Genomic DNA, 23,316 nt, shown 5'->3' with positions numbered 1-23,316 from the left:
ACTGTGTATATAGCAAACGTCTTCTTCTTCACTTTATCCTCCTCTTCTACGCTTTCCTTTACGTTAGTCTAGTTTTTGTCTTATTTAACTAGTTTTTTAGGTTAAATAGTCATTTCTAGTCTTACACAAAATCGTTCTTCGGTATTTAGTTACTTCATATATATAGCAATATAAAAAACTACATTGATTCATGCATAATATATTTGATTCATACATACTATGTTTGGTTTACATATACTTGTACGTTATCTTTTTAGTTTCGTATATATATATATATATGAAGGCGTTTTAGAAACTATATTTATAATACAACTGTGTTTTATTGTTGTCAATAATTATTGTTTTATTTTTTTTAGTATTTTATTTTTAAAAATAAGGATTTACTAAATAGATAAATATAAAAATGCCCTCTCTACTGACTGTCCAGCAAAGAGGGTACATATCATACTTTTAGCATTCTAATTTAAAATATATCATTTTATGTTAATTACCACACATGAAATCATTGGCACTTCTAATTCCAGATTTTTGGTTGCTTTTATAGTTTGTAAAGGTGTATCTGATGCTTTATCACCGTAAACATATATCTCTAATTCTTTGTCAATAATTTTAGAATCTAATATATCACATAAATTAATTTTGGTACTATTCCTATTTGCATTATATATTATCAACAAATTCTTAATGGTATATATTACTATTCTCTCGTTTAATTTATAAAAGAATATATCCTTTTTTATCTCTTTTTCAGTTCTTAATTTTAACTGATCAAATTTCTTTCTAACAGCAATTAAACCTTTGTAATAATCTAGCATTTTCTTTCTATCGCTGTCTAATTCATATTTTATGCTATTAATATCTCTTGATAAATTAAAACTATTTTCAGCATAATCAATAAATTCACCATTTTTATAAATTTTTTTGCTTCTTAGGGTTTCTTCACCTTGTAAGAAAAATGGTATACCCTGTGATGTAAAAACTATTGCTGCAGATAATCTATTTTGTGCCAGTAATAATTCTCTTTTAAGTTTTTCATTTGCAATATCATCATTATTATTAATTTTTTCATTTTCATCATACACAATATTTAGTTTATCCCATAAAGTGTAGTTATCATGACAGGAAACATAATTTATAACTTTGCGTGGATCATCATTCCATGCTCCATTAGGGGAATACGCATAGCTTACATAATCAACCTGACTATGTCTAATTGCTCCCACAACAGAAAAGGCTATATCATTTTCCATATTTTTTCCACCATTTACGAATCCTTGACTTTCTTTGTAAAAAACATGTCCTTTTACAGAATCTCTAATGTCATCTGAAAAAACACCAATTCCATCTAATTTTGTTACATTTTCTTTTAGAGAGAGTAATTCTTTTTTTAAGCCACATTGTTCTGCGCTCCATCCCTCTCCGTAAATTATAATATTTGGATTAATTTTTTTAAGTTCTTTAGAAATGATATTCATAGTTTCTAAATCGATACATCCCATAAGATCAAACCTAAAACCATCAATATGATACTCTTTTGCCCAATAACATACACAATTTACAATGTATTGTCTAACCATATCTTTTTCGGAAGCTACTTCATTTCCACAACCTGAACCATTCCAATATTTTTTATCATTTTTTCTAAAAAAATAATCTGGCTCAACCTTTTGAAAGCAAAAATCATCTACTGAATATGTATGATTAAACACCACATCCATAATTAACCCTATGTTATTCTTATGAAATGTTGAGACTAATTCTTTAAATTCTTTAATTCTTATATTTCCATCGTAAGGATCAGTTGAATACGAGCCCTCTAAAGAAAAATAGTTTATTGGATCATATCCCCAATTATACTGATTGGAATCCTTTTTACTTTCATCTATGCTTCCAAAATCAAAGAAAGGCATAATTTGAATATGAGTCACACCTAAGTTTTTCACATAATCAATGTATGATTTTTGTGCCATTCCTAAAAATTTACCTCTATATTCGTTTGGAATATCTATACTTTTATCAAGTGTTGCATCTGCAACTGAAGTTTCCATTATAATAGCATCATTTGCATTTTTCAAAATCACACACTTATCATTTTCAAAATCATCTGGATTAGTTTCACTAAGATTACAAACCATTGATCTTACACCATTGACGCCAACTGCCACTGCATATGGATCCTGAGTAATTCTGGTTTTGTCATTTTTTACAACGAAATCATAATACTTGTTTTTTAGATTTTTATTAATTGTAACCTTCCAAATATCTGTATTATCTTTTTTTAGTTCGTATGTTTTTTCTTTTTCTCCTACCGAATCATTGTAAATGTTAACACTGACAGCTTTTGCACTTGGTGACCATAAAGTAAAAGTTGTTGTTCCATCAGCATTAAGTAAATTCTTGTTAAATGTGCTTAATGTTTTCATCCTATTTCCTCTTTCTTTTAATAATTTATACTTTCGTTTTTTTTCGGATATAAATACATTATATTTTATATTGCACATTTTTGCAAGAATTTACTATAAAAATATAGCTAATTATTTATTTTTTCTATATTTTGCTGACAAATGCTTCTTTTAAATGCTGAAAACTATTTTTCATTTGATATTTTAACCATTTTTTCTAAAACTTCATATGCTTTATTGTTTTCAAGAACTTCTCTTGCTAATTCAATACCTTCTTTGATACTTTTTACCTTATTTCCAATATAAAGAGTTGCACCTGCATTTAACAATACAATATTTCTTTTGGCACCCGTTTCTTTTCCAGTTAAAATATCTTTTGTTATTTGAGCATTTACTGGTCCTTCTCCACCACGTAATTCATCAAGTTCTACTCTATCAAATCCGAATTCTTCAGGAGTTATAACATAATTCTTTTCTTCTCCATTTATGATTTCTGTCACATATGTTTCACCTGTTAATGTTATTTCATCCATGTGATCACATCCGCTTACAACCATTACTCTTTCTACTCCAAGCTTTGACATTGCTTTTGCAATTACCTCTGTTAATGATTTATCATAAACACCAATTAACATATTTTTTGCTCTTGATGGATTTGACATAGGTCCTAAAATATTAAATACTGTACGCATTCCAAGTTCTTTTCTTACTCCACCAACATATTTCATTGCAGGATTAAATGCTGGTGCAAACATAAAGCCTACTCCACCTTCTTCAACACATTTTTGAACCTTAGATACATCTGAGCTAATGTTTACACCTAAAGATTCTAGAACGTCTCCTGCACCACATTTTGAAGAAATCGAACGATTTCCGTGTTTAGCCACAGGTAAACCCGCTGCAGCTACAACAAAAGATGATGTAGTCGAAATATTAAATGAATATGTGCAATCTCCCCCTGTTCCAACTAAATCTACGTAATTATCAACTTTAGGTGAAATTGTATTAGCTTTTTCTCTTAAAACAGTTGCTAACCCAATTATTTCATCTAATGTTTCACCTTTTAATCTAAGAGCTGTAAGAAAAGACGATATCTGAACTGGTGTAGCCTGTCCTGATAATATTTCTTCTTGCGCTAACATTGCTTCTTTAGTTGTTAAATCTTTTCCTGATACTAATTTATTTAATACTTCTTTCATAATATTTCTCCTTCTTCCTCTTTTATTTTTTGATTCACGTTTCCAATTTATTCTTCTAGATTTTTTTAGCTATTTATTTTTAGTAGCTTTTCTAGTTTTTATTTGACAGCTAAATCTAAAGCATCTTTAAATTCTTTTGAATATTTATATGCTTCATCCACAGAAAAATCATTTTCTCTTAAAACCTCAATAAAATGTGTGCCAACAATTGCACCATCTACTTTATCAATCAATTTGCTTATATCGTCAAATGTTCTGATTCCAAATCCCAACATAACTGGAATGTCTGTTTTTTCTTTCACAGATTCTAGATAATTACTAACTTCTCTATGAAAATTTCCTCCTTGACCTGTTACGCCCATAGAAGAAACGCAATAAACGAAGCCTCTTGCATCTTTCAAAATCATATCCATCCTATCTCTTGATACCGGAGAAACTAATTGAATAATAATAGTTTTATCTTTTGAATTATTATCAATTGCTCTTTGTAAATCATCCTGCTCTTCAAATGGTAAATCTGGAACAATTATTCCATCAACGCCTACTTCATTACATTTTTTTATAAAATTTTCTATTCCATAAAAACAGATAGTATTATAATAAAGCATAAAAATTATTGGCATTTTTAGCCCTTTTTCTCTAGCCTGTTTTACACATTCAAATGTTTTGACTAAATTAGCGCCTTTTTGAATTGCTTCAAATGAAGCACTCTGAATAACAGGACCATCAGCTATAGGATCTGAAAAAGGAACTCCTAATTCTACTACATCAACTCCAGCCTTTTCCTGCGAAAACAAGATGTCAATTGTGTGCTCATAATCTGGAAAACACGCTGTAACATATGTAATAAATGCTTTTTTATTTTCTTTTTTTAGTTCTGCAAAACGTTGTTCTATTCTATTTTGTTCAGCAAAACCTACTTTTGAATTTTGTTCATTTTTAATTATTTTTTCCATAACATTCATCTCTTTCACCTCTAAAATATATTACTTTGATTTTTTTAATTCAGACTTTCTTTTAGTTTAAATATCCATTTCCATTTACATAATCTGAAATTGTATTAACATCTTTGTCTCCTCGACCTGATAAACAAATTACCATTGTTTGATCTTTTGTCATTTTCTTTGCCTTTTTCAAAGCATAAGCAACAGCGTGTGCGCTTTCGATTGCAGGAATAATTCCCTCCTCTTTACATAATAATAATAAAGCTTCCATTGCCTCATCATCTGTTATTGAAACATATTTAACTCTATGTGAATCTTTTAAATATGCATGTTCAGGTCCTACACCCGGATAATCTAATCCAGCAGAAATTGAATGTGCCAATTTAACGTTACCATTTTCATCCTGTAGTAAATATGATTTCATACCATGCAAAACACCTATTTGCTCACCAGCCATAGCTGAAGCGTGCATTCCTGTATCAATTCCACATCCAGCTGCTTCTACACCTATTAATTCAACTTCTTTATCTTGTAGAAAAGCAGAAAACATACCGATTGAATTCGATCCACCACCAACACAAGCCATTACAACATCAGGATTTCTTTTTTCCACTTCAAAATGTTGTTTTTTAGTTTCCTTTCCTATTACACTTTGGAATGTTTTTACCATCTTTGGATAAGGATATGGTCCAACTGCTGATCCTATTACATAAAATGTATCTTCTGCTGTTTTTGCCCATGTTCTAATAGCTTCGTTTGTTGCATCTTTTAAAGTATTGCTTCCTGATTCTACGCTGACTACCTTAGCACCTAACATTTCCATTCTTAAAACATTAAGTTTTTGGCGTTCGATATCTTCTTTTCCCATAAAAACACTACATTCCATTCCGAATAATGCAGCACCTGTTGCAGTAGCAACACCGTGTTGTCCAGCACCTGTCTCTGCTATAACTTTTGTTTTTCCCATACGTTTTGCAAGTAATAACTGTCCAATGACATTATTAATTTTATGCGCTCCCGTATGATTTAAATCTTCTCTCTTTAAATAGATTTTAGTATCGCATATTTTACTTAATTTTTCTGCAAAATACAAAGGAGTCTCTCTTCCTACGTACTGCTTCATATAATAATCAAATTCTTTTTTAAATGATTCATCTTTGATGGCTTTTTCAAACTCTCTATCAAGTTCTTCTAACGTTCCCATTAATGATTCTGCAACAAATCTTCCACCAAACTTTCCATAATAACCCTTTTTCATCTGATTATTAATCTCAACCTCACATTTTTTTACTTCAGATACAAAACTCATAATTTTTTCCTTATCCTTTCTAAATAACTTCTTATTATTTTCATAATACTCAACTTCCATTGACGACGAAACATCTACTACTTCAGGATTAAATTTTTTTATTCCCGCAGAAACATTCTGACTATTTAGTCCTCCCGCCAATATAATTCTACAATTGTTATTATCTCTTAAACTCTCTAATTCTTTTCTAAACTCATTTTCAGAATTCCATTCAAAAGTTTGTCCACTTCCATAATCTTTGTTATCCATAACAATTGCCTTAACCTTATTTCTATTTTTTATTGAAAACTCATTTAATTTAAAAATATAATTCTTTAAGTCCTCAACTGTATCAATATTAAATCCCAACCAAATAGGAATATTTATTTTTGATAACACATCCTCATCAAAAAAGTTTCCTTTTTTAGTATGAATTTGAATTACATCGAATTCATTTTTTTCAATATTCTTTATCTGTTCATCATTTGGATCAACAGTAACTGCAACCGTTTTTATATCATTTTTTAAGTTTTTCTTTAATTTCGAAGCCTCTTCAAATGTGACAAAGCGCTTACTTTTTGGATAAAATACAAATCCAACATAATTAACTCCAGACTCATTTACATATGAAATTTCTTCTTTTTTTGTAATTCCACATATTTTAATTTTCATACGCCACAACTCTTCTTTCGTTATAGATGTTTTTTATTGTGTTAGCAGTTTCCTCTGGATTAAATGATTCCATTAACATTTGTCCAACTAAAACTGCATCTATTTTCACATCTGATAGATATGAAATATCCCCTGGCGTATAAATACCACTTTCGGACACAAAAATCTTTTCGTCATCTACCATTTTTCTTAATCTTCTTGTTGTGTCTAAATTAATAGAAAAATCATTTAAATTTCTATTATTTACTCCTATAATTCTAGGATTTATTTTTAAAGCTCGCTCCATCTCATTTTCGTTATGAACTTCAACTAAAACATCTAAGTCTAGGCTTCTTGCTAACTTATAAAAGTATTTAATCTGATAATCATCAAGTATTGCACAAATTAACAGAACAGCAGAAGCTCCTATTATTTTTGCTTCATAAAACTGATATTCATCAATCATAAAATCTTTTCTTAAAATTGGAAGTGATGTAAGTTGTTTAATTTGCTTCAAATATTCTATACTTCCTTTAAAATAATCAACTTCTGTCAAACATGAAATTGCATCAACTGATTTACTATAAAAATCAATTCTACTTGCCAAATCAACTTTCGAATCAAAATCGCCCGCACTTGGTGACGCATTTTTAAATTCTCCTATAATCGACAAACCATCTTTTTTCAAATTTGAATAAAATGTTGTATTTGTAGGCTTTTCTTTAATACTAAGAGCCATAGATTTCATTTCATCTTCTGATATTTTTTTCTTTTGTTCTTCTAAAAAAACAATTTTTTTTTCGACAATTTTATCTAAAATCAACTTGTAACACCTCGCTTTTAACATTTTTAGTTTCGTTCAAATAATTAAGTAGTATTTCATGACCTTTTTGTGTATAAACTGATTCCGGATGAAATTGCAATCCATACACTTTGTATTTTTTGTGTTCTACTGCCATAATTTCATTATCATCTGACATCGAAAGAATCTCCAAATCATCTGGAAAGTCTTCTTTACTTATAACCAAAGAATGATACCTTGCAACTTCTAGTGGATTAGATATTCCATTTAATATTCCTTTTTCATTATGTTTTATTATACTTTTCTTTCCATGCATCATCTTATTTGCATGAACTATTTCTCCTCCAAATGCTTCACCAATACACTGATGTCCTAAACATATTCCTAAAATTGGAATAAGTTTATAAAATTTTTTTATTACATCAATACAGATTCCTGCATCTTTCGGAGCTTTTGGTCCTGGTGAAATAACAATTCCTCTTAAATCCTTTTCAAGATAATACTTTTCTACTTCTTCAACAGTGATTTCATCATTCTTTTTAACGATTATATCAGCTCCTAATTCTCCAAAATATTGATATAAATTATAAGTAAATGAATCATAATTATCTATTAGCAATATCATACATCTTCTCCTCTTCAACGATAGTTTTCATTAAAGCTTTTGCTTTGTTACAACATTCTTCGTACTCTAATTTTGGTACCGAATCAGCTACAATACCTGCACCCGCTTGAATATATATCTCATTTGCTTTTTTTACCATTGTTCTAATTGTTATACAAAAATCTAGATTTCCTGAAAAATCTATATAACCTGTTGCTCCTCCATATAGACCTCTTTTACTTTCTTCAAGTTCTTCTATTATCTCTAAAGCTCTATGTTTTGGAGCACCACTTAACGTTCCCGCTGGTAAAAAAGAACCTATAACATCCAATGGATGTATTTTTTCATTTTTTTCTCCCGAAACCAAAGAAACGATATGCATTACTTGCGAAAATCTCTTTATTTTCATAAAATCTTCTACCTTCACAGAACCAAATTTTGCAATCTTACCCATGTCATTACGAGCCAAATCAACTAACATTACATGTTCTGCTTGTTCTTTTTCATCAGAAATCAATTCTTTTTCTAACTGCATATCCTCCTCATATGATTGACCACGTTTTCTTGTCCCTGCAATTGGACAAGTAAAGACTTTATCATCTTTTTGTTTTACAAGCATCTCTGGTGAACTTCCAATTATTTCAAACTCAGGGAATTTAAAATAAAACATATATGGAGATGGATTTTGTTTCCTTAATTGTTCATAAATCTCAAACCCATCTCGTCTTGTCGCAACAGTCCATCTTTGTGATAATACAGTTTGAAAAACATGTCCATCTCTAATATACTCTTTTATTTTCTTTACCTTTTTTGTATATGATTCTAATGTGTCACTAGCATCAATTAATTCTCCATCTATAATGCCCTGCTCATCAAAATTCTTGTAATTTTCTGTGTTTAAAATATCATTTTCTTCCTTTATTTCTTTTCCAAATCTAGCCTTAATTATCATATAATCAGCCACAGTGCTTATATTTTTTTCTTTATGACTATAAGGATCATATAAAACAATTGCATTTAAAGTTCTTTTATAATGATCTATAACTAGAATTCTGCTTGAAAACATTAATTGAATTCGTTCTATACCTAGTTTATCTTCTAAAGTATTAGGTATTTTATCTATATATCTAATAAAATCAAATCCAAGGCTTCCAACTAATCCTCCCGAAAAATTGAAATTAGTTTCCTTTTTAAAGTCCTCTAAATTCAAAATATCAAACTCCTCATAATACTGTTTCAACAACTTATATGGATTACCTTTTCTTACTTCTTTTTCTCCATCTTTTTTCTCTATAACCAGGCTATTCTTATCTGAATGAATTATTTCATCAACATCAGCTCCAATAATAGTAAACCTATTATTTTTAGCATTTGTTATATTATGAATATTGTCATAGTCAGCTTCGTTATTTACCTGATTTATTTCTTCATAACTTTCTAACATAAAACCATTTGAATTACCAACATAATTCTTATATATTTGAATTGCCTGATCATCAACAGCAAATTCAACCGTTTTCATATAAATCTTCATTTTTCGTTTTTTCATATTGTTCCTCCTAATTACTATAAATAAACCTATACACAACCTTTATTCTATTAAAATTCCTACTAAAAATTTTTACAAAAAAAATCCCTAATAGTTTTTAACTACTAGGGACGAATTATCTGTCGTGGTGCCACCCAATTTCATTGTACTTTTTTAACAAAAAAACTGATACCTATAATTAGATATCAGCCACTAATCAATACAACCTCACTAGATACGGACTTCACGTTTCATATCTTTCTTATAAACGCTAAATCGATATCTTCCCTATATAACGTTAGGAAACGGCCTCAGCTACTTTTTATTCACCTAGCATCTCACGAATCCATTCCTCTAGATTAAACTACAAATTCACACCAACCATTTGCTCTCTGAAAATCATCCTCTAAAGTACTTACTTTCGATCATAGATTTTAAAAATATTCACTTTTAAATCATTCTTTTTTCAAAACTCACATATGACAATTAATTAATCATCATACATTCAAAACACTCATTGCTTTATGAAAAAGCTTTTCAATTATGCCCTTTTTGATAAATATTCATTTTCGTGCAGTAGTAATTTACTTAAGTAAAGTATATGCTATCAGCCTTAAAGTGTCAACTTTTTTTATTAAAAATACTAGAACAAATATTTATATAAAGCATAACCAAATTTTATATTTTTATAAAGTATTTATCGACTTCTAATAAAAATATAATAAGTGTTTTTTATTCTTCATTTAATCTTTTCAAAAAATCTGGACCTAAATTACCCTCTTTCCAATGTTTTCTACACAAAGCAATATAGGAACTATTTCCACCTAATACAACCTGTGATCCTTCTCTAATAATTCCATCTTTATTAAATCTAGCATTACATTTTGCAGCTTTAGTACACCAACAAACAGTCTTTATTTCTTCAATAGTATCTGCCCACGCAAGCAACCACATACTTCCTTCAAATAATTCATTTCTAAAATCTGCTCTCAATCCGTAACAAATGACTGGAATATTTAAATCATCCACAATATGTGTAAAAAATTCTACTTGATTTTTAGTACAAAATTGTGCCTCATCAATTATAATACAATCATATTTTTTTATTTCTTCATCAGAAAATTCTAGCAATTCATCCGTTAAAATACATTCGCTCTGTAATCCGATTCTTGATTTTACTATTCTTTCACCATCTCTTGTATCTGTTCGAGGTTTTGCAAGTAAAGCCTTTTTACCTCTCTCCAAATAATTATACTGAACCATTAACGCATTTGCAGTTTTAGAACTTCCCATTGCGCCATATCTAAAATATAATTTTGCCATCTCATTTCCTCTCTCATCTCTTTTTTACAGTAATCTATTCTAAAATGATTAATGAAATATTTACTAATTCAATACTTTGCTTATATAACATCTTACTATATCTTATTATACGAAAAATGAGGCAAGCCTAAGCCTACCTCATTATTTTACACCAATATCAAATTTATTTATATATAAAATTATTTAACTTGGTTGAACTCTAATGGTTTACCAGCGATGAAAGCTTTAGCATTCTGTAATGTTGTTTCAGAAATAGCGCTTAATGCTTCTTCTGTGAAGAATGCCTGATGAGATGTTACAATTACATTAGGGAAAGATACTAATCTTGATGTAATTGATGTCTCAAGAATTTCATGACTTCTGTTTTCAAATACGTTGTTACGTTCTTCTTCGTAAACGTCAAGACCTACACCATGGAATTTGTGAGCACGGATTCCTTGAATTAAGTCATCTGTATCAACTAATTCACCACGAGATGTGTTAACAAGGATAACACCATCTTTCATAGTTGTGATAGTTTTTTTGTTAATCATGTGGTAGTTCTCATCTGTAAGTGGGCAGTGGATAGAGATTAAGTCTGCCTGAGCTAATACATCATGTAAGCTCATGTATTCGATAAATTTTAAATCTTTGTTAGGGAATTTATCATATGCGATAACTCTCATACCAAATCCTGCACAAATTCTAGCCATAGCAGCACCGATTTTACCTGTACCGATGATACCAGCTACTTTACCATGTAAGTTTCTACCTTTTAATCCATCTAAACTAAAGTCGTTTTCACGAACCTTGATATATGCTTTGTGAATTCTACGGTTTACTGCAAGAGCAAGAGCCATTGCATGCTCAGCAACTGCTTCTGGAGAGTATCCAGGTACTCTGAATACGCTGATTCCGTTAGCTTTAGCAGCTTCAATATCAACATTATTAAATCCAGCGCAACGAAGTAAAATAAGTTTTACGCCTTTTTTAGCTAATTTAGCGATTACTTCAGCACTAAAATCAGAACTTACGAAACCACAAACTGCTTCGTGTCCTTCTACTAATGAAGCTGTTCTGATATCAAGATCAGATTCGATATAATCAAGCTCGATATCTTTGTATTTCTTTACTTCTTTGCTGAATGATTCGATGTCATAACTTTTCGCATCATAAATTAGGATTTTCATGAATGTTCCTCCTTGAAAATAAATATTCATCAATAATTTTTTTACATACGACACTTTTTCGATTTGTCGGTATATATTATATACCTTTTGTATACAAAATACAATAGTTTTACGATTTTGTACTCAAATACAGACATTTTCATGCATTTTACTTTACATTAAAAAAAATCAATACATTTTTTTGTTATCTGCTATAATTCTCGTACTCAGCCTTCTTCTATTTCGTCATATTACCAGTATTTATAAACCAAACTATTTATTATATTTGTATAAAATTTTTCCCACGTCTGTATAATCCTCTTCTGTAAAATCTGAGATTTTATTTGTATCTTTCTTTAGTATTGAGTTATTTTCGCCTAAATTATTCATTCCACCATAAAAATAAGTCAATTTATATTTATATATATTTTCTTTTGTCTCACAAAATAAATCTTCTTTTTTAGTACTATTGCTAGATATACCGCAATCACTAATCATTACAGGTGTTCCAAAATCTATACTCTTTTTAATGCTTTTTGCTGCAATTTGAACATTTTTTGCCTCTAGGTTCCCAAGATCTATCGAAAAAACAATATTGTTTGTTTTTATCTTATTCTTACTTATTGATTCTAATTTAATTGCCTTAAAAGGCACATTAATTGCTATTAATGAATTATTATTGTTTTCTCTCAGACTAGAAACGACAGTATTTACTTTTTTCAAATATTTAGCCCAATTTTTTTTACTTATCTTATCACTTTTAGTTTCTTCATTTACTATTCCTGTTTTTTCATTATATTCATCAGAATCTATTTTTTCTAAACCTTCTATATTTTTTAATTTTATTGCAAACATCAAATTAGTAGTTCCACTAGAATATTGCAAACATTCTGTATAGAACTTCTTTATTTCATCATTAGATGTTTTTATTCCAAAATCTCCTTCTATCATAACAAATAAATCAAGCATCTTAGCATTTTGAACAGCCTGACTTAATTTTTGTTTAATAATATTAGCATCTTTTCCAAAATATGAATTATTATCTTTAGTAATATCAACGCTTAATTTTATTCCGTTAATTTTCCAATTATCTTTCAAAAAATTCATTGTATCATAATTAATATAATTAGAATTCACATCAATATTCATTCCTCGAATAGCAATTGGATACGCACTTTCATTACATATTTGAGTTCCTATTACCTCAACAGCTGAAACTTTGGATGGATTTAATTCTAAAACCGAATTATATTTATTTAATTCTTCATTTTTATTTTGACTACTTTCATCTGGATTTGCACTTTTAGGAATTTTATTTTCAAACTCTATTTCTTCTTTTACTATAGACGAAGATTTATGAACTGATTTTTTTTCTGACTCTTTTGTGCTAAAAAGCATAATTATAGAAATTATCAATAGCAATACCACATTCGCAATTACTAATCTTGTTCTAAATGATATGTTTTTGTTCATATTTCATCCTCCTAATATCTTGTCTTTTCAAACCCTTATATATAATTTTTTCTAATATAATGAATATATTATATAATCTCTTCTGATTTTAAAATCAATAATATTTTCCTAGATAATATATCGTTTTTAAAAAAACAAAATTAGATATTGACTTTTAATTTATTTTATTTTTTTCAAAAAAATGAAAATATGAACAAACATATCATTAATAATCTAATACTTTATATTAATTCTGCCGAATTGGTTTTTCTTCAATAAAATACATTTTTGAGCTAAAGTCTTGGAAATAACGAACTTTATCATTATATCCTGTTGCACCATATGCTTGTGAAAGCTTAACTCCACCATTCATAAAAGCACTACCTGATGAAATATAAAGTTCTGTCTCTCCTGGCATTGATACAAATTTTGAAACTAAATGTTGTAACAATGAATTATTTTTTATATGAATAGGCGATTGTGTATTAATCAAGTCTCCAAAATTTTTAATATTTTGTTTAATTACTCTGTTCGTAAAAATGTACTTTCTATCCTTCTCTAGACCCTTTAGTTTAAAAACATTAAATGTAGTATTTGCATTAACTAGTTTTTGTAAAATCATACCAACCGCTGTTGTTTTATCCTTTGAAACAACAACCCATTGATAAAGATTATCCTGATTTTTTCTATCAAATCGATAGAAATCACCGTATAAAAGAACTTGTCTATATTTTTTATAAATCTCAATTTGTTCTTTAATCTCATTTAGTTCATCCTTGCTCATATCACAAAGATTACATTCATACCCAAATGAAGCAAATGCAGCAACATTAAACCTTGTATCAAGCGGAGTTTCTCTTAAAGTCTGATGATTTGGACATACTGAAACATGCGCTGTATAACAACTTTGTGGATATCCGTAACTATAATTATTTTGTGCTCCAACACGATAAATTGCATCAGTATCATCGCTTGCCCAAATCTGTGTACAATAACATAAAATTCCTAAGTCAAATCTATTCCCTCCAGCTGAGCATCCTTCAAACAAAATTTCCGGGAACCTATTAGTCAATTCTTCCATAATTTTATATAATCCCATAACATAACGATGAGCCAATTCTTTTTGTGCAAAAACACCTCGCTTAGCCAACATTGGTGAATAGTAATCGCTAAAAATTCTATTCATATCCCATTTTACATATTTTAAATTTATTGATGAAAAAACATCTGTCATTGCTTCTATAATATAGCTTACGACCTCATCATTTGATAAATCCAAAATTCTTTGGTTTCTACCTTCTGAATGTGGTTTTGAAGGATGACTTATACACCATTCTGGATGTTGGCGATATAAATCACTATCTACATTTACCATTTCCGGCTCAACCCATAATCCAAAATCCAATCCTAAATCATTTATCTTGCTTACTAGACCTTTTAATCCACTAGGTAATTTTTCTTTATTAACAAACCAATCTCCAAGCGAAGATTTATCATCATTTCTTTTTCCGAACCAGCCATCATCTAAAACGAATAATTCAATTCCAACTTTTTGGGCTTCTTTGGCTAGTTTTAAAAGTTTTGATTCATTAAAATCAAAATAAGATGCTTCCCAGCTATTGATTAAAATTGGACGATTTTCGTATTTATATTTACCTCTTGTAATATGTTCTCTGACAAAATCATGCATATTATGACTCATTTCATTAAACCCATTTGCCGAATATGTCATAACTGCCTCAGGCGCCTCAAATTCCTCTCCACCTTTTATTTCAAACATAAAATTAGTTGGATTTATACCTGTTACAACTCTTGTTTTGTGATTACTTGAACATTCAACTGCCTCATAATGATTTCCACTATAAATTAAATTAAATGCATAAACTTCTCCATAATCCTCTGTTGTATTTTCTTTTGCCAGCATTATAAAAGGATTTGCTCTACTTGAAGATGTTCCAGTATACGATGAATTCACATGTTTTCCCGCAGTAACTTTAAATTCATGCTTATCCATCTCTCTTGCCCACGCTCCATTAAAAGTTGTTAAAACATAGTCGTCTGAATCTAAATCAAGTTGTGTACTCATCAATCTTTCTATGCAAATTGTTTTATCATCATTTAAATTTATAATTTTTGAGCTTCTTGTAATAATGTCAGCCTCTTCATACACAAAATAATGCAACTGGAGTTCAACCTTTGCATTATAATCTACAAGAGAAACTACTAGATGATCTACCCCACCTGCTAAATCATATGAACCTGGCAAAGTCTTAAACTTTTGTTTTCCTTTTGATATTTTAGCTTCTTTAAAAAGGAAATCGGAAGTATTTAAACCATCCTCACTAGTTATAACAACAAATGGTTCTCTTATATCCCCTTTACCGTAAGAAGAAAACTCTAATCTCTCATCTTCAAGCGTAAGATTAATATTTTCATTGTTATATAAAACAGTATTTCCTGCAGCAAATTCATGCTTTTCATACAAAAACTCAACCTCTTCTTCAGAATCTATCTTAATGCTCTGACCATAATAAAGATGTTCTAAGTGTTTTGTTTGTGTCACCCTAAAACTATACGTTGTATTGCTTGTATCTAACTGAAAATAATCTCCATATCTTTTAATCATACCTTTTTCCTAAATCCTTTTTCAAATATTTTATTAAATTCCATTTTATCTAAATTTTTTTTCTAATTCACTAGAAATTTCATTTAATTTACTGTCAGTTAAAATGTATTTACTTCTAAACCAGAAGAACGCAAACACTAAACCTAGAATTGGAATAATTGTCATTACCATTCGTAAACCCATTTTTGATGAATTGCTAACCATTCCCGACAAATCCATTGTTTGTGCAACTTTCGATGAATCCCCAGATTTTAAATTTAAAAACTGAAGAGCTGCTGAAGTCACAAAAATAGCTAAACCAGTTGCTAATTTTACAACAAATGTCTGCATTGAAAAAATAACAGATTCATCACGTCTTCCATTTTTTAACTCTCCATAATCAACAGTATTAGCCAAAAAAACTGTTACCAATACATTATTCATTCCAGCTGATGCCATAATTAATACTCCCGGTATCAAAAAAACTGCTAATGATCTTACTCCGCACATTGCAAATAATAAAAGTGTAATATATCCTATAACTGACATCGCCAAACTTATATAAAAAATTTTTATACTATTAAAAAATTTTCTTAAAACCGGGTACAACAACATCATTGCAAGTATTTGTGATGCTCCACCTACTGTATTAAAAACCGTATTATCAGCATACCATCTTGTTCCACCTAAATCATATTTAAAGAAATAAATCACAAGATTAGAAGTAATATAAAGCGCTGTATTTACACAAACAATAGTTATAACTACCGACATAGCCTGGTCATTTTGTATTAAAGCTTTAAACATCTTTTTCACGGATACTGTTTCCATATTTACAGTTGATTTTTCTTTAACATTTATGCAAGTAATTAATATAAAGGCCACAAATAAGCATGCTATTATTAAGGCAAACCATTTAAAACCAATTATCTCTATATTATTGTTTCCGTTTCCTCCAAATGCATTTCCCAAAAAATGCACTGCCATTAATGTAAATATTTGAACGATAGCGGATCCAACACCCGCGCATGATCTTGCTAATGTCGTTAAATTTTCTCTTTCTTTACCGCCTTTAGTAAATGCTGGTATCATTGACCAAAACGGAATGTCCATCATTGTATATGTAACACCCCACAGTATATAAAAAACTGCTGCATATGCAATCATTCCTGCGCCATTTAGTTTTGGTGGACACGCAAACATAACAAACAATATAATTGCATTTGTTATAGTTCCTATTAATAACCATGGTCTAAATTTACCCCATTTTGTTCTTGTTCTTGCGACAATAACTCCCATGATAGGATCATTAAATGCATCAAATACTCTTGCAATCAACAAAATCACACCAAGAGCCATCGCACTCATTCCCAATAAATCATAATAATAGTACTGTATATAACTTGCCGAAAGCATATATACCATGTCTTTTCCTACGGCCCCAACGCCATAAGATGCTTTCTCTTTTGCTGTTAAACATCTTTTCTCATTCATTTTAATACCTTGTCCTTTATTAATTTTATAATCTTCCTACTTAATAAAAACTAAACCATTTTTATTGTTTCATTCCCATTGCAAGTTTAATAACATTATACGCTCCATCGTACAATCCAATCTTTTTATTCATTTTAATGTTTTCGCACATATCAATTAATAACTGTTCATCTTCTAAAAACAGATTAATCATCTGAATTGTATGAGGAATATCTCTACATTCTAATGTACCATCTCCTACTTCACTCGAATGAATTGCTCCCCACATTTCATGTTTTCCAACACGCCTTATAAATAGCTTAGGTACTGGATAAAATGCTAATTCACTTGGTTTTGTAATGATAACGTCAGTGCCTCGCATTAATAGATTAGTACAATATACTGCTTCAAATATGTTTTTATGACAAAAACTATGTATACCAAATATTTCCTTATTCTCATCTAATAATTGTTCCGAAAACTCTACCGTTTTATTCCAATCATTAAAATGCTCTACAATAACACCTCTCATATGAGGTATCTCCCTTAGAATGCTTTGCCAAACATTTTCATAATCACCAACATTTACCAATAAAGTTACTTTCTTTTCCCTAACTTTAGGTAATAACTCTTTAATTATGGTGATAAATATTTCTTGCTGAGCCCCTGCTCCACCAATTGTAAGCAAAAATCTCATTGGCTTATCATTCTTTTTACGAGAAATTCTTTGTTCACAATCTCTTTCAATATTTGATACTAATTCATGATCTATATAATGTCCTGTATAAACTAGACTATCTTTTGGCATAGAGTTACAAACTTTATTCTTATTAAAGCCATTTAAAATTCTATATCCCATATAAGAATTTCTACACTGTACAGTATGAATGCTTCCCTCAGCTAAATGTAGTGCCATTGGCCAATTATCAGGAATGGCATTCACAACATACTTCATTCCGGCATGTACAGCAGCCTGTGCCGGCCACACATGAGTTCCAACAACTGGAATATCTTTTGGAACATTCTTATAAACAGGTGCCATTAATTCTGCATTTTTTTGATCCACTGCATTATATGATAACTTCCTAAAACCTTCATAGTTTAATGGTTCCCATACAATCTTGTTAAAAATTGGGTTTTTAGATAATCTTGAACCTAAAGAATATAATTTATTTTGCGAACTAATTAATTTAGTGCATGTCGTCTGTGGATATCCATTTAAATCCATCCAATATGGTTTATATCCTAACGCTTTGGCTGCAGATGCCATTGCCATCGAAATTCTATAATGTCCAAAACCCATTCTAATATTTCCAACGATAACACCTTTTTCTATATCAAATTTTTCCTCTGATTTTTCATCGTTTAAAAGTACATCTGATACAAAAAGACTATCTCCTATTACTGGGTTTTTCTTTAGGCAAATTTTATAATCTGCTGCAGTATCATCACCAAATTTTTTTATATTTTTAGTTTTTGATTTAAGTGCTTTTTTATACACTCTTTTAGATATTTCGTTTCCGAAAATTATTTTTGATCTGTCTTTCATTTTTCCCCTCTTTTTACACTATATTTTAAATATGTTTTTACTTTTTACAGTAAAATTTATTTCTATTTTATTGCCCAATGAAGATGTACAAATAAGTTTAGCCACGCCCGTTTCTGCTTTGCTTTTAACATACACCCCAACATAACCACCTCTAAATGCAGTAAATGATGGTCCAATCAAATCAATTGGTCCTTTTGTTTCGAAAACAACACCTTCATTAAAAAATGAAAGTCTATTACCATTTTCATCTGTTGCAACCAATCGAACTTCTGCAACATCATATGAATTTTTTTCAATCAATTCATAATTTGATACATTTGCTTTAATAACAACCTTTGTCATAGGTGCTTTAGTTATTGTCTTGGCAACTTTACCATCCTTTATTGCCTCAAACTTATATACTGTAGATGTTTGTCCCCAATCCCCAATATATTTATTGAACAATCCAATTGCATCAGATGGTTTTATTTTATATAAGGTCAACGATTTTAATTCAATCCACAAAAGTTTAGGTGAAATTTTACCATACCCATTAACAGCAATATAATTCAACGCATACTTTAAATCTTTTGCCTTTTTCTTCGAAAACGCAGGTTCATTTTTTTCTATTCTATCGCCTATAAAATCATCTATTAAAATTGGACCATATTTAAGTCCTTTATAAGCTGAATCTAATTTACAATTATACTCTTTAATAAAATCTCCATTTTTGTACATTCTTACAGAATCTGCATTTGACAAAATATACGTTTTACCTCTGTTGCATCCAGGATGCTCACCAATATCCATAGACGAACTGATATCAAGAATAACTCTTTCATTATTTTGACAAGCATATATTAAAGAAGCCATTTTAGGATTTCTAAACATATCCATAACCCCATGATAACAAATCCTGTCTCCACTGCCAAAATCTTTATGTGTATTATAATCAAACATACACCATCCAAATGAACCTGCAATATCTTCTTGTAACTGAATATCATTTAAAACTTTTGCATGTCTAAGCATATGTGATACTTGGTGTTCTTCCGAATCAAAAACCTTCGTTGGATACATATGTCCATTATATTCACTAACAATATATGCCTTTGTAAAATCAGAGGTAACTTTTGCCTTTTTTTCACACCCAATATTGTTTCCAGAATGAACAAAATCATTATATGTATAAACATCTTCTAACAAATGACTATTTTTAAAGCAACGAACACCTGCAGTTGCTCTTGTCGGATCAAGACTTCTTGCGACTTCATTTGTTTTTCTATAAAACTCATCATCATCTTGTGATTCATTAATTCTTACACCCCATAAAAAAATCGAAGGATGATTCCTATACTGTAAAATCATGTCTCTTGTATTCTCTATGGCTTGTAGTTTCCAGTTTGAATCTCCTATATGCTGCCATCCTGGTATTTCCGTAAAAACTAATAAACCGATTTCATCACAACGCTTAATAAAATAATGAGATTGCGGATAATGTGATGTTCTAACAGCATTAACACCTAATTCATATTTAAGGATATCAGCATCAAGTTCCTGCATAGACTGTGGCATTGCATATCCCACATACGGATAACTTTGGTGTCTATTTAAACCTCTAATTTTTATTTTCTCGCAATTTAAATAAAAACCATCTTGCTTAAATTGCACTTTTCTGAATCCAATTTTATCTATTCTAGAATCAACCACTTCATCATCAATGTACAATATGGTCTTTAATTTATATAAATTGGGGGTATTTATATCCCATAAAAAAATTTTTTCTAATATTTCATTTCCTTCTGCACAATCGTCTAATAAAGATGCATTCCATTGCTCGACAATGGAATCATTTTTATCCAACAATACATGAACTATTTTTATTTTTTTATTTTGTTTTGAATTCAAAATAAAATCTTTTGACAGTTTAATTTTTGTATGAATTTTAGCTCTATTTACTCTTTTCCCCGAAAAAGTATGTTCACTTTCACTTGCATTTATTAAATTAGCATTTAACAAATCGATGTCATCAAAGAAAATTTTAGGGAATACATCTAAGATTGCGTTTCTATTTGAAACTTCAACATAAACATCTCGATATATTCCGCCAAAAGTCATGTAGTCAATAACATATCCAAATGGTGGTACATTCAGATTCTCATTGCTATCTACCTTAACAGCAATTATATTATTGCTACCATATTTAAGCATTTTGGTTATATCAATTGTGAAAGCAGTGTAACCACAGCTATGACTATATGCCAATTGTCCATTAACATACACTGTAGCCTGATGTGCAACACCTTCAAAAGTTAGGCGAATCAACTTATCCGCCCACTCCTTAGGTGCAAACAGTATTTTTCTATATCCACTAACCATCTGATAATCTTTCTCATCAAAATAATTATATGGAACTTCCCTTACTGTATGGGGAATTCGTATATCACTGATACGATGCATTATTTTATCATCTAATTTATCTTTTAACAAAGAATTACTAAACTCTTGCAAAAACTGCCATCCATCATTGAGATATATCCTTTCCATTTTCCCTCCACGCACAAAACATATTATTAATTATGATATGTGCAAAAATTAATTATATACCATTTCTCTATTTTTAATTATTTTACAATAATTCCACAACAAATAATATCAACAACAGAAGCTAATGCATCTGGATAGCTAACTTCATTCTTTACTAAGATATCATTCTGGAAAAATTGTTCAATTGTTGCTGAAAGCATAGCTTTAATAACTGTAACATTAATTGGACGAACAACGCCTTCTTTAATTCCCTCATTAATTAGAGCAATTGTACTATCCCAACCTGTTTCAAGTCTTTGTACTATTCTATCATAACTCTTTGGATATTTTTCACGTACAATGTATAACGCACTAAAATCAATATCTTTATATTCATCTGGCATTGCACCAAGAACTGCTCTGATTTTCTCTTCCGTAGATAAACTTGAATCGTTTAGAATTGCCTCTTCCTTACTTTTTATCTTATCAAAGAAGAAATCTAACATTCTATAAAACATTGTCTTCTTATCTGGAAAAACTCTATAGATAGTTTTCTTACTGATGCCCATTTCCTTAGCAAGTTCATCCATTGTAAATTTTAATCCCTTTAATTTAAATAGTTGAATTGTTGTGTCTAAAATGAATTCTCTTAATTCTGATTCTTTGTACTTCCATCTCATGTTTAAACATACCTCTTTTTCTCTAAAATCATTACCTTCAAAATGGAAACCATACCATTTTGTTAAGTTTTCTTTATTGTAACATTTAATTAATAAATATTCAACTATTTATTTCCACAAATACAGTTTCTAACTTTTGTTAAAAATTACTAGTATTTTTGACTTTTTCAAGAAACTATTAATGTTTTACATTGTCTTTTTTCATACTATCGTTTCCTATAAAATTGAAAAACTCGTTTCTTGGGAACAAATTGCCAAGTTTTCCCATGAAAACCTACTAATTTCAATATGATATGACACTTTTTCCACTTCTTCTAAAAAATTTCGTACTATATCTTCCTCTCCTTGAACTTCTATCGTAACACTACCATCATATTCATTTCTAACATATCCTGTCAAATGATATTCATCAGCTACAACCTTCGAAAAATGCCTAAAACCAACGGCTTGAACCTCTCCATACACTTTATAATATCTTCTAATAGTCATCTTTTCTCCTTTTTTGGGACAGTTTTATTCTTTTTTAGTTTCCCTTATATTAAAATTATATTACATAGTCTTATATTCTTTTACACTGTATTTAAAATTCATATATAATAGCCAAACTATTTTTTAAGAAAAAGTTGCACCACCGCTCAATAAACTGCGACAAATGCAACTTTTTTAACCATGTAATATTTAGTTAATATTTTAATATTTTTGTTTCTAATCAATTGTCAATTCTCTGCTTTCTATTTCTAACTCTATCTTATCATCATGTTTTTTATATTTTTTAAGCAACAAAACCCAAAGTGAATGTACAACATACGTCAGCATCTTAGAATTGCTTACCGAATATGGCAACAAAACATGTAAATCAAACAACCTTATTCCAAGTGGTGGAAGAAAAACAAAGCTTGAAGACTTTTGCTCTTTTCCGTTTGAATGTATCATTTCATATGTTATCATCAAAAAATGCTCCCCTTTATATGTGCACTCATAAGAAACAAAGCACTCATCCACTGTCCAAATTTCCCCATCTATGCACTCTTTGGGTTTTGAATTAGCATCATTGTAATCTGTAGTCTGACAGATTATTTTCCATTTTACATGATTTGATTCCGTCTCTTTTATCAAATCTGTAAGCTTTCTAATCAATTCCTCATCTTTTTTCATATGTGTTA

At 29.7% G+C, this 23,316-nt stretch carries 17 protein-coding genes, 1 pseudogene and 1 other annotated feature; all 18 genes and pseudogenes read right to left on the bottom strand.

Annotated elements, in window-relative coordinates:
- Nucleotides 1-473: 473 nt before the first annotated feature.
- On the bottom strand, nucleotides 474-2,423 hold the full coding sequence (gene pulA, locus BLV79_RS03560) for a type I pullulanase (RefSeq protein WP_074716231.1): 1,950 nt from the start codon (nucleotides 2,421-2,423) through the stop codon (nucleotides 474-476).
- A 164-nt stretch (nucleotides 2,424-2,587) separates the two neighbouring features.
- Nucleotides 2,588-3,601: an anthranilate phosphoribosyltransferase gene (trpD, locus tag BLV79_RS03555; RefSeq protein WP_074716229.1), complete on the bottom strand. Its 1,014-nt coding sequence runs from the start codon at nucleotides 3,599-3,601 to the stop codon at nucleotides 2,588-2,590.
- A gap of 98 nt (nucleotides 3,602-3,699) precedes the next feature.
- Nucleotides 3,700-4,557 (bottom strand): tryptophan synthase subunit alpha, encoded by an 858-nt coding sequence (gene trpA, locus BLV79_RS03550; protein WP_074716252.1) that lies wholly within the window; start codon nucleotides 4,555-4,557, stop codon nucleotides 3,700-3,702.
- Between the two features lie 61 nt (nucleotides 4,558-4,618).
- Nucleotides 4,619-5,803 carry a tryptophan synthase subunit beta gene (gene trpB, locus BLV79_RS13285; RefSeq protein WP_242871425.1) on the bottom strand — a complete coding sequence of 395 codons (1,185 nt, stop codon included), beginning with the start codon at nucleotides 5,801-5,803 and terminating at the stop codon, nucleotides 4,619-4,621.
- 111 nt (nucleotides 5,804-5,914) lie between these two features.
- Nucleotides 5,915-6,505, bottom strand: a pseudogene (locus BLV79_RS13280) (phosphoribosylanthranilate isomerase); the annotation flags it as partial.
- A complete protein-coding gene (gene trpC / locus BLV79_RS03540; RefSeq protein ID WP_074716226.1) occupies nucleotides 6,495-7,307 on the bottom strand; it encodes an indole-3-glycerol phosphate synthase TrpC in 813 nt (270 codons plus the stop codon). The pseudogene BLV79_RS13280 and the gene trpC, both read right to left, overlap by 11 nt.
- The gene (locus BLV79_RS03535) at nucleotides 7,294-7,911 is read right to left on the bottom strand and encodes an anthranilate synthase component II (protein WP_074716224.1); all 618 of its coding nucleotides are present in this window, start codon (nucleotides 7,909-7,911) and stop codon (nucleotides 7,294-7,296) included. Before BLV79_RS03535 ends, trpC begins: the two co-directional genes overlap by 14 nt.
- On the bottom strand, nucleotides 7,892-9,439 hold the full coding sequence (locus tag BLV79_RS03530; protein ID WP_074716223.1) for an anthranilate synthase component I family protein: 1,548 nt from the start codon (nucleotides 9,437-9,439) through the stop codon (nucleotides 7,892-7,894). Before BLV79_RS03530 ends, BLV79_RS03535 begins: the two co-directional genes overlap by 20 nt.
- A gap of 103 nt (nucleotides 9,440-9,542) precedes the next feature.
- Nucleotides 9,543-9,856 (bottom strand) — a binding site (T-box leader).
- 294 nt (nucleotides 9,857-10,150) lie between these two features.
- Nucleotides 10,151-10,741 (bottom strand): thymidine kinase, encoded by a 591-nt coding sequence (locus BLV79_RS03525; RefSeq protein WP_074716221.1) that lies wholly within the window; start codon nucleotides 10,739-10,741, stop codon nucleotides 10,151-10,153.
- Between the two features lie 179 nt (nucleotides 10,742-10,920).
- Entirely contained in the window at nucleotides 10,921-11,910 is a 990-nt protein-coding gene (locus BLV79_RS03520) for a 2-hydroxyacid dehydrogenase (protein WP_074716220.1), read from the bottom strand.
- A gap of 252 nt (nucleotides 11,911-12,162) precedes the next feature.
- On the bottom strand, nucleotides 12,163-13,362 hold the full coding sequence (locus BLV79_RS03515; protein ID WP_074716218.1) for a hypothetical protein: 1,200 nt from the start codon (nucleotides 13,360-13,362) through the stop codon (nucleotides 12,163-12,165).
- Between the two features lie 226 nt (nucleotides 13,363-13,588).
- Complete coding sequence (locus tag BLV79_RS03510; protein WP_074716216.1) at nucleotides 13,589-15,967, bottom strand: alpha-galactosidase; 2,379 nt, start codon at nucleotides 15,965-15,967, stop codon at nucleotides 13,589-13,591.
- A 45-nt stretch (nucleotides 15,968-16,012) separates the two neighbouring features.
- Nucleotides 16,013-17,440, bottom strand: a complete 1,428-nt coding sequence (locus BLV79_RS03505) for a glycoside-pentoside-hexuronide (GPH):cation symporter (RefSeq protein ID WP_074716214.1) — start codon at nucleotides 17,438-17,440, stop codon at nucleotides 16,013-16,015.
- A gap of 61 nt (nucleotides 17,441-17,501) precedes the next feature.
- On the bottom strand, nucleotides 17,502-18,968 hold the full coding sequence (locus tag BLV79_RS03500; RefSeq protein ID WP_074716212.1) for a DUF6937 domain-containing protein: 1,467 nt from the start codon (nucleotides 18,966-18,968) through the stop codon (nucleotides 17,502-17,504).
- An 18-nt stretch (nucleotides 18,969-18,986) separates the two neighbouring features.
- Nucleotides 18,987-21,494, bottom strand: a complete 2,508-nt coding sequence (locus BLV79_RS03495; RefSeq protein WP_074716210.1) for a glycoside hydrolase family 2 protein — start codon at nucleotides 21,492-21,494, stop codon at nucleotides 18,987-18,989.
- Between the two features lie 77 nt (nucleotides 21,495-21,571).
- Nucleotides 21,572-22,153, bottom strand: a complete 582-nt coding sequence (locus tag BLV79_RS03490; protein WP_074716209.1) for a TetR/AcrR family transcriptional regulator — start codon at nucleotides 22,151-22,153, stop codon at nucleotides 21,572-21,574.
- A 216-nt stretch (nucleotides 22,154-22,369) separates the two neighbouring features.
- Nucleotides 22,370-22,642, bottom strand: a complete 273-nt coding sequence (locus tag BLV79_RS03485; protein ID WP_074716208.1) for an acylphosphatase — start codon at nucleotides 22,640-22,642, stop codon at nucleotides 22,370-22,372.
- A 216-nt stretch (nucleotides 22,643-22,858) separates the two neighbouring features.
- A complete protein-coding gene (locus tag BLV79_RS03480) occupies nucleotides 22,859-23,308 on the bottom strand; it encodes a hypothetical protein (protein WP_074716250.1) in 450 nt (149 codons plus the stop codon).
- Between the last annotated feature and the right edge of the window lie 8 nt (nucleotides 23,309-23,316).

The organism is Lachnobacterium bovis DSM 14045, from assembly GCF_900107245.1.
In the GTDB taxonomy this organism is placed as follows: domain Bacteria; phylum Bacillota; class Clostridia; order Lachnospirales; family Lachnospiraceae; genus Roseburia; species Roseburia bovis.
The sequence above is the reverse complement of the archived record's forward strand: the minus strand, read 5'-3'. Positions and strand labels throughout refer to the sequence as shown.